We start from the raw sequence: 15,843 nt of genomic DNA on the forward strand, positions 1-15,843 counted from the left end.
AACTATTTCAAGCCCAATCGTGCTCTACTTTGGGCTAACAAACAGATCGCAAATGAGACACTGTTTCGTGTACTTATCTTTAAAAGGTGATCCTGAAAGCATAGAATGGGTTACAGCGCGACTCCGCGTAGGTGCCATTCATATACATGCAGTTGTGCTAAACTATGGCTGACCCTTTAAGGGATGCAGGCAATCAGGAAATTGCTCACGATGTGATTGACGATGGTGTTTGCTGGCGGCATTGTTTGCTGGAGTGAATTGGGGGGAATGGCATGACATTGTCGCAAGCCGAAGATTTCAAGGCGGAAAGCGAAACCCTTTATCGTGTAATAGAGGCTCTGGATGATGCAGAGCTGCGACGTGTGACGCAGTTCAAAGGCTGGACCATCGAAGATGTTTTGGTGCATCTGTATTTCTGGAACATCGCTGCGGACCTGAGTGTAAAGGATGAAGTGGCGTTTCATGACATGGTGGGCGGCGCTTTCAAGGCTTTGAACGAAACTGGCAGCCTGCGTGACGTGGAAAATGCCCGAATTGATCGTCGAGGTATTTCTCTGCGTGATGCGTGGATTGAACAAGTGCGTGACATGGCAGGACGCTGGGTTTTTTTAAATCCAAAAACGCGGCTGCCATGGGTTGGGCCGTCTATGTCGGCGCGCTCGTCAATGACAGCGAGACAAATGGAGACCTGGGCACACGGGATGGAAATTTTCGACGCACTTGGCGTAGCGCGCGAGGAACAGGATCGGATCCTGAATATTGTGATCCTTGGTATAAATACCTTTGGCTGGTCGCATAAGGTACATGGTCTGGACGTGCCAGAAACCATGCCCCATTTGTGTCTGACGGCGCCTTCTGGTGAAGTCTGGCAGTTTGGCGAGAAAGGGGCGGGGGGCATCTCGGGTGCAGCTGTGGATTTCGCAGCGGTCGTGACGCAGACGAGAGCACTGGCAGATACCGCGTTAGAAGTCGAAGGAGACGTTGCAATGACATGGATGGCCAATGCGCAGTGCTTTGCCGGCCCACCCGAGACACCCCCGGCCAAAGGGTCACGGGCACGGCAGTAACTTTGACGCTGGTTTTAGATCAGCCCGATCACGATTCGTGTTTGATAAAATTTGGGATGTACAAATACTATTCTCTAAATGATCAAAAATTAGACAAATTAGCACTTTATGATGGTTTGTTAAGCTCTGTGCTGCTTCAACATAACTATTCAGTTTCCTTTACACCAATATTAGCCTATTAACGACATAATAGTGTCGCTTATAGGGCATTAATTGCAATAAAGAGCTGAGGTTTTCATGACAGTATTAGTATCGGGATTACTATCGAATATATGGACGAAGATAGAATCAAGTACCAAAGTAGAAAATTTGATTGCGAAACCCAAAGTAGAAGAAGATCTAATTGAGCCTAAAAAAAACTGGGCAGAATTGAACCCAGATTTTGATGTACCTCATAGAGAGTATGAGTGAGATTTTTAAGATAGTTTGTGCTTGGACTTATATTGCATTGGACAGCTGTCTTCCCATTAAATTTTATATTGATGCCTTGTCCGGATTGCACCCTATGCAAACCAAGAGCGGTTCCGCCTAAAATAATATATCCTGCAGATATCATTAGATTACGTTTTCTCAAATGACTTTTTAGCCAATTAAGTGAAGATGCAGTCCTAAATTCCATCGGCTAAAGGGTTCCTGAATCAAAGGCGGCCACATTTATTATCTAAAGATAAAACGGAAGCTTCCTAATATGCTGCTGGTAAGGTTTGCCAATCTTACTTTGATACGATCACCTCTTACTAAGGCCATTGTTTGCCATTAAGTCCGGCAATGTCTTTTGCACGCAGAAAGATAAAATTACGCAAGTTGACTACAGGACGTACTGAAAAAAACGTGATCGTTTTTGAACCTTAATTGCCATTTCTGCTTTAATAGCGAGATTACAAAATGAGCTGGAGTTTGGTTCGATAAGGCCCTCATGTAATTCCAATTGGAACGAAGCCCCACGAATGGGCCAGTGCATACCAAAAAGCTTTGTTGTCTCAGAGCCGGTAAATCCAACTTTGTAATCAATTATTGTTTCGCTGTTTGCACGGCGTAGACTTTATTAATCTTCAGGCTAATTTTCCCATCTAAAACAAGTGTCTGGATCTAAACTCCGGTAATCTCTTATTTGCCGTATAGCTATTTTATTTATTTTGTTTGTCATCTGTAAGAGACTGCGTATCCGTTGATTTGATGATACACCACGTGAGGTTATTTTATGACCCTGCAATGTATTGGTGAAATAACAGACCTTATCCTTCCTTAAATTATCGATATTGGATTTGAATGAGTCAGATAAGAAATTTGGTTCTCCCATTGACTTGGCAAAAAAGAGCGCCTTTCTTACTCCAAAAGCCCTTAAACAATCAAAGCACACGAGCCTATGCTTAGATACCGAAGCTATTCAGTAGATTTTTTGAAAAAACCAAATGAGTTTTTGAAGGAAGCAGATGTGGTCTCAACAGCTGCCCTTTTAGATTGTAAATTAGAGGATGAAAAAAATAAATTACGCTTTGGATTTTTTCATTCAGCCCTTGAGCAATTAAAGTTGGGTTTAGAAGAAAAACGTTATTTTGAAGTAATTTGCATATGCCAAGCAATTATGACTGAACGAATTGGTTACTTTCTTCAAGAAAAGCAAGGAATAGAGGATAAATTTAAGCTGCTGACAGGCTTGGAGGAAACAGTATCTAATTTACTATCATATATGGCATCACAAGGCGAAATGCTGGATGCCGATTTTATCAAGTTAATGGCGGATATATGTACGGGTCAAAAGGGAACTACTTGGGTTGACCGCCGGGATACGTCTTTGCACGAGTACTTAGTGGTTCTGGACGACAATATGGCATTTACAAAGAAGCTCAGGGATGAATTTAACCGAAGGACAGCTGAAATTGGTACCGAGCTTGCCATCCGAACGATCAAAATGATTGAGGCCCATCTAGGCCAGAGCTAAGAAAAATTTAGTGGTTCTTTAGCATATAAAAACGATTAAAATGTTCTTTTCTTGATGACAAGAATATTATTTAAGCACTAATGGCGATGCTTTTCTTCGGATCAAAAAATGGCTTGGGAACTACGGCGCAGTTTCGAGTTTGCTCAGCAAATTCAACCTCGCATTGGCTGCCCACTTTTGTCCGGTCAAAATCGACCATCGCTAAGGCAATATTTTTGTCTAACCTGGGAGAATATATCGCTGAGGTAACGTAGCCAATTGGCTCACCAGCTGACAAGAGTGGCCACCGTGTATCGTTTGAGCCTACAAGGGGGTCTCCATCAATTTCAATTCCAATGAAATGCTTGGTTACGCCAGTTTTTTTGATGTGCATCAAAGCTTCTTTACCTATAAATTCAACGTCACTATCCAAAGAAACAAAATGCCCCATACCAAGTTCAAAGGGGTTGTCTTCTGTGGTCATATCGGCGTTGTAAGACAACATAGCTGCTTCAATCCTTCTAATGCTTGAGGTGTGCCCAGGATACAGGCCCTTTGGCTTTCCAACTTCCATTAGATAGTCCCACAAATCACCACCTGCGCTCCCTTCACGTAAAAAAATTTCATAGCCAAGCTCACTAGACCAGCCTGTTCGAGAAATAATTAATGGCACGCCATTCCAGTCGTATTCAATGAACCTGTAGTATTTCAAATCAGTTGGTGCGTCTCCAAACGCTGCTCTCAATATATCACGTGATTTAGGTCCTTGAAGTTGAAGGGGTGAAACATCTGGCTCACTTATCTGCACATCCATACCGGAGTGGACTGCAACACCTTTTGCCCAGAGCAATACATCACTGTCCGCAATAGATAGCCAGAAGTGATTTTCTGCTAGTTTTAATAATATTGGATCATTGATTACACCACCTGTTTCATCGGTAATCAAAACATACTTACATTGGCCAACTTCGCAATTTGATATGTCACGGCACGTCAGGTACTGGGTAAAACGTGCAGCATCTGGGCCCTTAATTTCCACCTGGCGCTCGACAGCGACATCGCATAAAATAGCATCATTCACCAAGTTCCAAAAGTTTTGAACTGGATCTCCAAAATCTCGAGGAATGTACATGTGGTTATAAACCGAGAAACCTTTAGCGCCCCACCTTAATGCTGCATCAGAATAGGGTGATTTGCGAACCTGTGTACCAAAGCTAAATTTCTGGAATTGCTGCTTCATTTTGCGATATTCTCCGATTTAGAAATCAAGAATTACTTCTTTTCCGATAGTCTGCTTTTGTATTCTGACAAAAGTAGATCAGAGCAACTGAATGGCAAAAAATTTAAAGGTAAAAATCTTGAATTGTGCGGCAAACACTTTGTAAAACTTAAGTGCTTTAAATATTTCCCGACTGGACCGCTCGTAGTCTGTCGGATTTTCGACATCTTAATATGCCAAAGTGACGTCTATAATACGCTTTTCCAGCGCTGTTGAGCCCTCAAACTATGCACCATTTTTAATAGAGTTTCCAGAGCGCGTTGTTTCATGTTTAGGCGCTTAGTGTTTGACATAAACTCTAGGTTTTTATTGGCCAAGAACTGCCTTCGTTTTTGCACAAGTATCATAGACGTGATAGGAAGTCTGATACGTGCTCTAATCCGGCAGTTAGAATGTCAGGATTATTAGCATAGCCAATCCTGACATACCCTTCCATGCCCAGTGCAGATCCAGGCGTGAACATCACACCTTTCTCCTGCAAAAGCGCAATACAAAAGTCATAAGACGTCATCTCTAAACCAAGCTTCACGAGCGCCGTTGTGCCAGATTCAGGTTTTATCCAAGATAGCTTGGGTTCCTTTGCAATCCAAGTTGCCAGATATGCCAAGTTTCCCCGTGTGATGCGGTGCGAGCGCTGAAGCAACCGATCACAATTTTCCAAAGCGAGAGTAGCAAAATAATCGTCGATCAAGCCGACGCTGATCGTATCATAATCTCGGTGAATCATTACCTCCTCGATCAACTCATTGGGTGCCGCAATCCAACCTAACCTAAGACCTGCAAGACTATATGCCTTGGACATCCCTGCCGTACTGATCCCTTTTTCATAAATATCTGCCATAGATGCTGTCATGCCCTGACCCTTCTGGTCAGTTCCACGGTAAACCTCGTCACACAGGACCCAAGCACCAGCATCGCGGGCGATGTTGGCAATTTCCTCCAACATTTCGCGTGGGATAAGTGCACCTGTTGGATTATTGGGGTTTGTCAGGGCAATTAACTTTGCCCTAGACGCCACCATTTTTTTCAAAGCATCCAGATCGGGTAGCCAGCCCATATCTTCCCGCAAATGCAACAAATCGATCTCAGCACCAATGCTTTTGGGGATAGAATAATGTTGCTGATAGGTTGGCACAATCGAGATCACCCGATCTCCAGGTTCAACCAAAGTTTTATGAACCAACATATTTGCGCCAATTGTCCCATGGGTTACAAGGATATTTTCATCACTTTGCTTATAGTAAAGAGCTGAAATCGCGTTTCGAAGACGATCTGAACCTTTGATTTCTCCATAGGTCATTTTAAGTGGCAGCAGTGTCGACAAATCGGCTTCGTTTCTGCCAGTGATCTCAAGCAGTTCATTTATTGTTAAGCTCTCAACACAGGTTTCAGCCAAGTTGAAAGTGCATTTTGTCTCCCACTCGTTCATCCATATTTCAACGCCAAAAGTATCAATTTTCATACCATTTTCCTTTTTGGACTTAGGAAAGTTGTGAAAATAGCCGACAAGTGGAGCAGCCAATTATACAAGATGATCCTGCCCCGTTTGGTGCCACATATCTCATTGATACTTGGAAAATACAAAATCATGTACTTTTTTTCCACAAAGTTTGCTCCATAGCATTTCCTGTCGCTCTGATCGAAGTACCAATACCACCCTGAGTACGTTCGGTACAGTTCACATTATAAAGAGTTTTATAACCGAAAAAGAAGATCGATATACAGTACCCAAGCATACCCGCATGGCACTGGCCCTCAGTCGATTACTGACCAAAAAAACACCGCATTGTTATGAAATGGGGTATAATGCAGCTAATAATATCGGAGTATTAGAAGTATTTAATCGCAGGTATAGAGCGTATAATCTCCCCACAGCTGGACCATTTTTGGAGACCGATTAGTCAGGTTTAGTCGTAATTTATCAGAATGCATATTGTTTATTTTATTCGTTGAAAGATCTCTGATTCATGGGTCCCATCCAGAAGTAAAATCATCTTTGCTCTCTCAAAAGATGATATCAATATATAACCCCCTGTATCAACTTAGTGCATTTATGCGCTGCGCTGCTTCCACCCACTCTACAAAAATAGTGCTACGTCTATATAGGCTTCTGGCGGTGCTCGCGCCAAAGGATGGTTAAACCAGAAAGTACTATTAGGAAAATTCCGGGGAATAGGGTGTCAATTGGAAATTCACCAAAAATGAACCAACCAAAACAAAACGCAGTTATGATGCCAAAATAATTGAAGGGTGCAAGAACCGCTGCGGGCGCATTACGGAAAGCATACATTAAGAAGATCACTCCAAAACTACCGCATATCGACATGCTAAATATCAATGTGCCGTCTTTAAATGATTGGATCGGGCTAAAATCAATAGTTATTGCCGCTATTGCAATGGCTCCAACTGCCGCAGATGTTGCAGAGTATAAGTAAAGCACAGAGCTTGAAATTGATTTGTCAAAACTCCGTAATGTGACCATAGAAGACGCGTAGAAAAATGCAGCACCGATGGGCATTAACGCCGCCCAAGTAAACACGTCAGAGTTGGGCCGCACAATTAAAAGAGCACCAGTAAAACCAATTGTAATTGCACCCCATCTCCATAAGCCTACGTGCTCTTTGTAAATAATGATCGCAATTAATACGACAAATAATGCATTTGTTTGGCCCAGTGCTGATACAGTCGCCAGTTCTAGATTAGCCAGTGCTGTGTAAAAAAGAAGTTGTGCTAGGGCTACAAAAAAGCCTCTTGCTAACGCTAGTTTCCATCTTTTTATTTTATATGCGTTAAGTTCAAATCTTAACTCTCGGGTGTACGCCAAAAGGCCAACGGTAGGGAGGACCCCTAAAACATTACGGTATACTGATAGCTCCTGAGGCGAATAATATGTAGATAGTATTCGCACATGGACAGCCATCAAATCAAAGCAAAGGTAAGCCAACAAGCAGATAAGAATTGCGCGAACATTAGATGTCATTTGGCTCCAAACCCAAAAGCAATTTAGTTTTATAATTACAAGCAGTCTTCTTCAATCTGAATAAAGTCAAGTATGCGTATATGCTTTGGTGTCCAGCCCCCAAAATAAGTAATACTTTTGGTTAGAGTATCTGGAATTGCTAGCTTCATGTTCCGGGCTTTGTGAGATTGGAAAAACTCAATTTAACAAAAATCAAGCGACTTGAACGCAAAGAGTGTGATCTAGCATCTATACAAAGCGGATCAAACGGCTTAGGCACGCGTCTTGCGAAGATCAAACCGCTCCTTAGCTTAGAAAAGAAGACGCCTGTGAAAAAAACCCTTGCAGATGCCCTGGCACAACGGGGATATGAAACTCTGACGCCTGTTCAAAAGGCTGTGACTGATGCTGAATTGCAAAACGTGGATCTTCTTGTCTCAGCGCAAACTGGATCGGGCAAAACTGTTGGTTTTGGATTAGCATTAGGTGAAACCTTGCTGGGTGAAGAAGACAGTTTTGGCATTGCTGATGCTCCGCTGGCTTTGATTATCGCGCCCACGCGGGAATTGGCATTGCAGGTGAAGCGGGAATTGGCCTGGCTCTACGCGCCTGCAGCGGTTGTTATGGCTTCCTGCGTTGGCGGAATGGATATGCGCGATGAACGTCGTGCCCTAGGGCGTGGGGCGCATATTGTGGTAGCGACACCTGGTCGCCTACGAGATCATATTATGCGCGGCAGTATCGATTTATCCTCTTTGCGCGGGGTGGTATTAGACGAAGCTGATGAAATGTTGGATTTGGGGTTTCGTGAAGATCTTGAATTTATTCTTGGCGAAGCACCCGATGATCGCCGTACGTTAATGTTTTCGGCAACAGTGCCTAAAACGATTGCAAACTTGGCCAAAAGCTATCAACGCGACGCGGTACGCGTCACCACCGTTGCCGAAACAGAACAGCATAATGACATCAAATACAATGCGATGACAGTGGCCAACCATGATGCTGAAAATGCAATTATCAATATATTGCGGTTTTACGAAGCTCCGAATTCTATTGTATTTTGCAACACGCGGGCAATGGTCAACCGGGTCACCACGCGGCTTTCCAATCGTAATTTTTCTGTCGTGGCTTTGTCTGGAGAGTTATCCCAGGCCGAGCGCAGCCATGCGCTGCAAGCGATGAGGGATGGCCGCGCTCGGGTCTGTGTTGCCACGGATGTGGCCGCGCGTGGGATTGACTTGCCGGGTTTGGATTTGGTGGTGCATGCTGAATTGCCCAATAACCATGAAACTCTACTGCATCGTTCGGGTCGCACTGGGCGCGCCGGGCGAAAAGGGGAAAGTTGTTTGATCGTAACGGCCAAGCAGCGACGTAAGGCCGAGCGTATTTTGCAAGGGGCAAAACTTTCTGCTGAATGGAGAGAGGTGCCTTCAGCCGAAGCGGTGCGCCGGCGCGATCAAGAGCGATTGCTTGCCGATCCAATGTGGGCCGAGCCGATTTCCTCGGGTGAATCAGAAATGGTTGAGCAGTTGGCCGCACAATTTGATCATAAGCAGATTGCCGCTGCCTACCTGCGTTTGTATAGTCAACGTGTCTCAGCCCCCGAAGAGCTTTCAACTGCGGCAGACCTCCGCTCTGCAAAACCCGCTGCGCCTTTTGGCCCTTCCAAATGGTTTTCGCTCAATCAGGGCCGCAACCAAGGTACTGAAGTGCGCCGTCTTTTGCCAACTCTATGCAATGCAGGACATATCACCAAAGATGATATTGGTGCGATCCGCATTCAAAATGATGAAACTTTTATAGAGATTTCACAAAAGGCCGTTACTCGTTTCACTCAGGCGCTTGGCAAAGAGATGAAAGTGGAAGGCGGTTTGATCCTTAATGCGCTAAACTACGTGCCGGCAGCTGCAAAAGGGCCGAAACCAGCATTTAAGCCCTCGCAAAAACCGGTAAGAACGCACAAAAGGGAAGTTAGTCACAAAGATGCCCCCACAAAGCAAGACAGGCATCATAGCAAAGCCAAGGACGGACAGATGATGCTGGCATCTACTGCCGAAAGCTCTTCTGCTAAACCTGACCGTTCCAAATCGCATCGCTCCGCAAAACCCACGCGGAAAACCGCTTCGGGGCAACCAAAAGCGGTGGTGAAATCGGGCAGCAAGCCGGGTGCCTCAAACGTGTCTCGCCGTTTTGAAAAGCCTCGCTCGCCCATGCAGCGAGCCTGTGATGATGGCGCTGTCGTCGAGCGCAAATCCCGTGGGGCAAAATACGGCGGGAAAGCTTCTGGCAAATCGGGTGACAAAACTGGTGGGAAATCATCTGGCAAACCATATGCTGCTTATGAAGCCAAGCGATGCGGTGCCGCTGATAAGCCCAAGGGCGGTAAAAATCTGGCGCCGGCGGTGGGCAAACCCAATAGTAAAAAAAATAAAGCGCGCCGTGCGGCTGAAAGTATAGGACGGCAAGCGCCCCGCCGTTCCGGGTCTTGAAGAAATTGTTTGGTGCGTTCACATAACAATTCACGAGCCTGAGGTTCTTTTGTGCACAATTTCTGATTTGTCGCCTTGGACAGCTTTTGGGAGCAATTGTTTAGGTTTGTCTGTAGCTTGCCAAAATAACACATTTTAGAACTGTGCTATTGTCAACTTTTAGATGGCTTCACCTTTAACCAAACGACCTTCACACGAACCAAACCCAACTTTGTAGTCCTCCCCTTTGGCCTCACCTTTGAAAATTACAATATCGTCATCTTTTAGAAAGCGACGTGATGTACCGTCCTTTAAAGTAATTGGCTCTCTTCCACCCCAACAAATTTCCAACATAGAACCGCAATTGAACTGCTCCGGGCCAGAAATTGTCCCAGACCCCAGTAAATCGCCGACACGCATTGGACATCCGGATGATGAATGGTGTGCCAACTGCTGTGCAGATGAATAATACATTTCACTATAATTTGTCTGGCTTACGGTCGTTTTAGAGCCATCCTGCGTTTGAATACTCACAGAGAGCGCAAGGTCATAAAGCATAGGCTTTGTATCCCGTATATGCTCGAGTAACTCATGTTCCCGTTTAGGTGTATTCACCCGAAATGGCTCAAGCGCTTCACTCGTCACAATCCACGGGCTGATTGTTGAAGCTGTTGCTTTTGCCTGAAAAGGACCGAGAGGCTGGTATTCCCAAGCCTGAATATCTCGTGCCGACCAGTCATTTAATAATACATAACCAAATATGTTCTCATCTGCTTGATCTACGGAAATTCGCCCTGAGGAGGGGTGCCCGACAATGGCACCGATCTCTAATTCAAAGTCAAAACGAGACGAAGGCCCAAAAATTGGCCCTTTATCATCTGCATTTTTAATTTGACCATTTGGACGCCTGACGTCAGTGCCAGAAACGACTACCGAGGAAGCACGGGCATTGTAGCCAATTGGAATATGCAGCCAGTTTTCCGGTAATGCATTGTCAGCTCCACGGAACATAGTTCCTACATTTGTTGCATGATGCTTTCCGGCATAAAAATCTGTGAATTCTGTTACACTGAAAGGCATGTGCAACTCTGAGTCTGATTGGGGGATAAGATGATTAGTCAGTTTATCAATGGCATCAGAGTCTTTAGAAAGAAGTACCATTAGCTCAGTGCGAAAAGATAACCATGTTCTTTGTTCTAAGGCCATGAAGTCATTCCAGACCCCTTTACTAAAGACATGTTTTTTTGGCAGATGAAGAATTCCATCCCTCTCAAGCGATGTGAGATCCAAGATGTGGTCCCCAATTGCCGCACCACAATGTTTCGAACGGCCTTTAGTACTAAAAACGCCATAAGGTAAATTGTTCAGTGGAAATTCAGTATCAGGATTATTTGCGCTTTTAACCCAAGAAGTTAGCCGTTTGGACATACAAATCCCCTTTTATTTCTTAGCATCAATTTGTCTATCTGGCTCTGCCAGTTGAAAAGATTCTAACTGTAGACAGTTTTGCTCAATTTCAATTAATCTTCCTAATTCGCTGAGGTCAGCCCCCCAGCGCCTTGCGTTGTAGAGTTGTGGAATTAGGCATATGTCTGCTAAACTCGGATGACTACCAAAGCAAAAAGGGCCGTCGCGCAGCAAAGTTGTAAAGGCAAATAAACCTTCACGCATCCAATGTTTCATCCAGCTCACAACTGCTTCTTGACTATGCCCTAACTCTCTGAATTTATTTGTAACTTTTAAATTATTCACAGGATGAATGTCGGTGGCAATTATAAGAGAAGTTGCCTCAACTTGTGCAGCGTCAAACGGATTTTTCGGTAATAATGGAGGGTCTGGATATATTTTATCAAGGTAGCGCAAGATTGCGAGCGATTGTGTGAGAACAGATCCATCTTCCAGTATTAAAATCGGCACACCTTTTGCCGGATTTATTAACTGACATGTTGCGTTTCTATGTTCACCATTTACCAAATCAACCGGTATAATTTCATGTGCTATGCTTTTCATATGAAGAGCAATACGTACCCTATATGAGGTCGTAGAACGCCAATAGGAATAAAGCTTCATTTCAGACCCGGCGTGCCATCAAATTTCTTTTCCAAGGATGCCCAGCAGTCGATATAATCATCCTGTAATGGGGCTTCCTTTGCAGCATATTTGGTTAAATGTTGTGGAAAACGGGTCTCGAACATGAAGCTCATTGTTCGATCAAGCTTATCTGGCCCTAAATTAGCCTTAGATGCTTTTTCAAAAGCATCCCGATCTGGGCCGTGAGGTAACATCATATTATGTAGGCTCATACTGCCAGGAGCAAAACCTGTGGGCTTAGCGTCATATTCGCCATAAATATTTCCCATTAGTTCTGACATAACATTTTTATGATACCAGGGCGGGCGAAAAGTATTTTCTGCGACCATCCATCTTTCTCGAAATAGAACGAAGTCGATATTAGCCGTTCCAACTTGACTAGAGGGGGCTGTCAATACTGTGAATATCGAAGGATCAGGGTGATCGAATAGAACGGCGCCAACTGGGCAATAATTCTTTAGATCATATTTGTAGGGAGCATAGTTGCCGTGCCAGGCAATGATGTCTAGTGGCGAATGGCCAATCTCAGTTTTGTGGAACTGCCCACACCACTTGACGGTTACTGCCGAGGGGACTTCACGGTCCTCAAAAGCCGCAACGGGCGTTTTGAAATCCCTTGGGTTTGCAAGGCAATTCGCCCCAATTGGCCCTCGGTCAGGTAAGTCAAAAACCTGCCCATAATTTTCACAAACAAACCCACGGCACGGACCCTGTAGAACCTCAACACGGTACACTAGGCCGCGCGGTAACACTGCAATTTCTTGCGGAGCAATGTCTATAACCCCCAATTCTGTTGCAAAGCGTAGCTTGCCTTGCTGCGGCACAACAAGCAGCTCTGAATCGGCGGAATAAAAATATTCATTCACCATACTTTCGGTCACTAGGTATATATGGGAGGCCATACCCGTATGCGTATTTACATCACCAGCTGTAGTCACCGTGCGCATGCCCGTGATCCAATTCAATCCATCAGTACTCGGAATTGGATCCCAACGATATTGGCCTAGCGAGATTATATCAGGGTCTATTTGCGGGGCAGACAGCCAATAAGGGACCTGTATCTTTTCAAATCTATGTGTGTGTTTCACTGAAGGCCTGATACGATAGCACCAGGTTCGCTCGGGGTGTGATTTCGTGAAAGCCGATCCAGATAACTGTTCTGCATATAGGCCGTATTCAAGGCGCTGCGGGCTATTCATGCCCGTGGGTAACGCTCCCGGTAGAGCCTCGGTTTCGAAGTCATTCCCAAAACCGGGCATGTACCCTTTGGAAGGACCTGCAAGTGAGGGTGCGTAGGTCAAGCTCATACTGCATCAACTCCATCACCGTAATCGCCCTTGGCAATTTCTTCGGCCTCGATGCTTTCGAACAAAGCCTTGAAGTTGCCTTCTCCAAACCCATCGTCCCCTTTGCGCTGGATGAATTCGAAAAAAATGGGGCCAATGACCGTCTTGGAGAAAATTTGTAGTAAGATTTTTGTTTCACCACCGTCTAATACACCTTCGCCATCAATCAAGATACCGTGCTTTTTCATACGATTGGTTGGTTCACTGTGACTTCTCACCCGGTCAAAGGATAAATCGTAATAGATGTCAGGTGGCCCTGGCATAAAATGCATGCCCTTATCTGCAATAGCATCAACCGAAGTGAAGATATCCTGTGTCCCCACAGCGATATGTTGGATGCCTTCGCCGTTGTACTTTTTCAGGTAGTTGACAATTTGTCCTGTCTCGCCCCGGTCTTCATTGATTGGGATACGAATACGCCCGCAAGGTGATGTCAAAGCACGACTATAAAGACCAGTATACTTGCCTTGAATGTCGAAGAAACGGATTTCTTTGAAATTGAATAGCTTATTGTAGAACTGGAACCATTTATCCATGTTTCCCTTGAACACGTTATGCGTAAGGTGATCTAGGTAGTAAAACCCAACACCTTGTGGATGCGCATTCGTGATCCAGTCGAATTCCTCGTTGTAAACACTTTGGTCGAAATATTTTTCAAAAAAATAAATTAATGATCCGCCAATGCCCAAAATCACAGGTACATCCATAACTTTACCGACGCCATCGTAAGGAACTGCACCATTTTTCACAGCATGATTAAAGGCATGCTCTGCATCGACAACTCGCCACCCCATTGAGGATGCGCAGGGGCCGTGTTTTGCAATAAAATCGGCAGCATGGGTGTTGGATTCTGCATTTATCAAGTAAGAAATATCACCTTGCTGCCAAAGCTCGACCCTTTTGTTCTTGTGATTGGCTACGTGGTTATAACCCATCTTCATAAAGCTATCGCGTAAAGATTGCGGATCAGGGTGAGCAAATTCAACAAACTCAAAACCATCTGTTCCAGCTGGATTGTCTAATGTAATTTTTGCGCAGGGCGCGTCATGGGGGAATGGACCCATGATGTTCTCCTTTTTTATTTATTTAATTGAATGATATATGCATATTATTGTTATAAATTTGCAAATTGACGCAAAAATAATTACGTTTCTCACGTAAAGTGTAGTTAAGGGCATAAATATGCATGAATCTATTGATCAGTATGATCAAGCCATATTGAGAGCTTTGAAGAAAGACGGAGCTTTAACAAACGCACAACTTAGTGAGGTGGTTAACTTATCACCGTCGCAATGTTCGCGCAGGCGTTTAAGATTGGAAAAAGAGGGGATCATAGCTGGTTATCACGCACGGCTTAATGATGAGGCCATGGGTCTAGGTCTGCGGGCGGTGATCAGGGTCAATCTTAATTCGCACAGTGAAAAAAATGCAAAAGAATTTTCTGGTTTATTAAACAGTCATGATGAAATCATTGAAGCTTTCTCTGTTTCAGGAGATGCTGATTATATTCTTATTGTGCAATGTAAAGATTTGGCAACTTTTTCGGATTTTATACATACCGTTCTGTTACCGCAGCCAATTATAGGACAGGTCAAATCCGAAATTGCATTAAAGGAAATCAAACAACCCCACTCATTGCATCTCCCAAAATGAGCCTCCTGATCTGAATTGGTCCACTGTTATATTGAGGGAACGTAGGACCGAGAATGACAAACAAACGACTAAGGCCAGAAGAGATTGTCTAGAGGTTACGGCAAGTTGAGGTGTTGATGGGGCAAGGAATGTCCCGTCTTGATGCGATCAGGCAGATAGGAGTTGTTAATCAAACTTATTACCGCTGGCTCGCCAGTTTGGCAGATATGGCTATCGTAGGATTGCTGCCTTGCTGAGAGACGCTGGTTGGTCCGTAAGTGATGGCCGTATCGAGAGGCTGTGGCGATAAGAGGGGCTTAAGGTTCTACAAAAGCAACCAAAGAAAGGGCCGCTATAGCTCAATGACGGCTCATGCGTTCGGTTGCGTCCTGAGTATCGCAATCATGTCTGGAGTTATGACTTTGTTCATTGCCGCACCGATGACGGGAAGGCGTTTCGAACGCTGAACCTTATCGACGAGTTCAGCCAGGAATGCTTGGCCATCAAGGTAGATCGAAAACTGAACTCTACGAACGTGATTAATGCTCTGACAGATCAATTTATCTTGCAAGGCTTTCCAGCATTCATACGGTCAGACAATGGCCCCGAGTTCGTTGCTCAGGCTGTCAGAGACTGGATTGCAGCTGTGGGTGCAAAGACTGCCTACATCGAGCCAGGTTCTCCTTTGGAGAATGGATATTGTGAAAGCTTCAATGGCAGGTTCAGAGATGAACTGCTTAACGCAGAGAGCTTTTACACCTAAAGGGAAGCACAAATTATCATTGAACAATGGAGATGTCACTACAATACTAAGAGACCACAAAGTGCACTGGGCTATCGTCCACCAGCACCCGAAACCATCATACCGATGGACCAAAGGCCTATCATGCACTAACAATCGTCTTGGACCAATCAGACCGAGCTAGGCACACAGTTCACTACAAAAGTCAAACGAGCGGTGTAATACATTGCGATAGGTTTATCTCCTGCTGGCGGAGTAATCACCTCCCTGCCGTGCCATTTTTTCCCAGGGTTTCTTATAAATTCAATGGCCTCATTAGGTTGGACCAATCTTTTTAA

General features: G+C 44.6%; 12 protein-coding genes and 1 pseudogene. 6 read left to right on the plus strand and 7 right to left on the minus strand.

Annotated elements, in window-relative coordinates; genetic code table 11:
* Positions 1 to 278 precede the first annotated feature (278 nt).
* The 3 genes from GN278_03800 to GN278_03810 all read left to right on the plus strand — a co-directional run bounded on the left by GN278_03800 (position 279) and on the right by GN278_03810 (position 3,009).
* Positions 279 to 1,067 carry a TIGR03084 family protein gene (locus tag GN278_03800; GenBank protein ID XAT62532.1) on the plus strand — a complete coding sequence of 263 codons (789 nt, stop codon included), beginning with the start codon at positions 279 to 281 and terminating at the stop codon, positions 1,065 to 1,067.
* A 237-nt stretch (positions 1,068 to 1,304) separates the two neighbouring features.
* Entirely contained in the window at positions 1,305 to 1,478 is a 174-nt protein-coding gene (locus GN278_03805; protein ID XAT60013.1) for a hypothetical protein, read from the plus strand.
* A gap of 988 nt (positions 1,479 to 2,466) precedes the next feature.
* On the plus strand, positions 2,467 to 3,009 hold the full coding sequence (locus tag GN278_03810) for a hypothetical protein (protein XAT60014.1): 543 nt from the start codon (positions 2,467 to 2,469) through the stop codon (positions 3,007 to 3,009).
* 70 nt (positions 3,010 to 3,079) lie between these two features.
* Here the strand turns inward: GN278_03810 and GN278_03815 are convergent, their stop codons facing one another.
* The 3 genes from GN278_03815 to GN278_03825 form a co-directional block, all read right to left on the minus strand.
* Positions 3,080 to 4,228, minus strand: a complete 1,149-nt coding sequence (locus GN278_03815) for a glycine cleavage system protein T (GenBank protein ID XAT60015.1) — start codon at positions 4,226 to 4,228, stop codon at positions 3,080 to 3,082.
* A gap of 382 nt (positions 4,229 to 4,610) precedes the next feature.
* Positions 4,611 to 5,729 carry an aminotransferase gene (locus GN278_03820; protein XAT60016.1) on the minus strand — a complete coding sequence of 373 codons (1,119 nt, stop codon included), beginning with the start codon at positions 5,727 to 5,729 and terminating at the stop codon, positions 4,611 to 4,613.
* A gap of 636 nt (positions 5,730 to 6,365) precedes the next feature.
* Positions 6,366 to 7,247 carry an EamA family transporter gene (locus tag GN278_03825; GenBank protein ID XAT60017.1) on the minus strand — a complete coding sequence of 294 codons (882 nt, stop codon included), beginning with the start codon at positions 7,245 to 7,247 and terminating at the stop codon, positions 6,366 to 6,368.
* A gap of 308 nt (positions 7,248 to 7,555) precedes the next feature.
* On the opposite strand from GN278_03825, the gene GN278_03830 reads away from it, so the two are divergent.
* On the plus strand, positions 7,556 to 9,715 hold the full coding sequence (locus GN278_03830) for a DEAD/DEAH box helicase (protein XAT60018.1): 2,160 nt from the start codon (positions 7,556 to 7,558) through the stop codon (positions 9,713 to 9,715).
* Between the two features lie 159 nt (positions 9,716 to 9,874).
* Here GN278_03830 and fahA read toward each other — a convergent pair whose 3' ends face one another.
* From fahA to hppD, 4 genes are read right to left on the minus strand one after another with little or no spacing between them, the layout of a single operon-like run.
* Positions 9,875 to 11,122 carry a fumarylacetoacetase gene (gene fahA / locus GN278_03835; protein ID XAT60019.1) on the minus strand — a complete coding sequence of 416 codons (1,248 nt, stop codon included), beginning with the start codon at positions 11,120 to 11,122 and terminating at the stop codon, positions 9,875 to 9,877.
* Between the two features lie 12 nt (positions 11,123 to 11,134).
* Entirely contained in the window at positions 11,135 to 11,764 is a 630-nt protein-coding gene (maiA, locus tag GN278_03840; protein ID XAT60020.1) for a maleylacetoacetate isomerase, read from the minus strand.
* Positions 11,761 to 13,092, minus strand: a complete 1,332-nt coding sequence (locus GN278_03845) for a homogentisate 1,2-dioxygenase (protein XAT60021.1) — start codon at positions 13,090 to 13,092, stop codon at positions 11,761 to 11,763. The genes maiA and GN278_03845 overlap by 4 nt, the downstream gene beginning before the upstream one ends.
* Complete coding sequence (hppD, locus tag GN278_03850; GenBank protein XAT60022.1) at positions 13,089 to 14,195, minus strand: 4-hydroxyphenylpyruvate dioxygenase; 1,107 nt, start codon at positions 14,193 to 14,195, stop codon at positions 13,089 to 13,091. The genes GN278_03845 and hppD overlap by 4 nt, the downstream gene beginning before the upstream one ends.
* 118 nt (positions 14,196 to 14,313) lie before the next feature.
* On the opposite strand from hppD, the gene GN278_03855 reads away from it, so the two are divergent.
* Together GN278_03855 and GN278_03860 are read left to right on the plus strand one after the other, a co-directional pair.
* The gene (locus GN278_03855; GenBank protein XAT60023.1) at positions 14,314 to 14,784 is read left to right on the plus strand and encodes a winged helix-turn-helix transcriptional regulator; all 471 of its coding nucleotides are present in this window, start codon (positions 14,314 to 14,316) and stop codon (positions 14,782 to 14,784) included.
* A 53-nt stretch (positions 14,785 to 14,837) separates the two neighbouring features.
* Positions 14,838 to 15,658 (plus strand): annotated as a pseudogene (locus GN278_03860) (IS3 family transposase).
* Positions 15,659 to 15,843 lie beyond the last annotated feature (185 nt).

The sequence above is a fragment of the Rhodobacteraceae bacterium Araon29 genome (assembly GCA_039640505.1).
Taxonomy (GTDB): Bacteria; Pseudomonadota; Alphaproteobacteria; order Rhodobacterales; family Rhodobacteraceae; genus CABZJG01.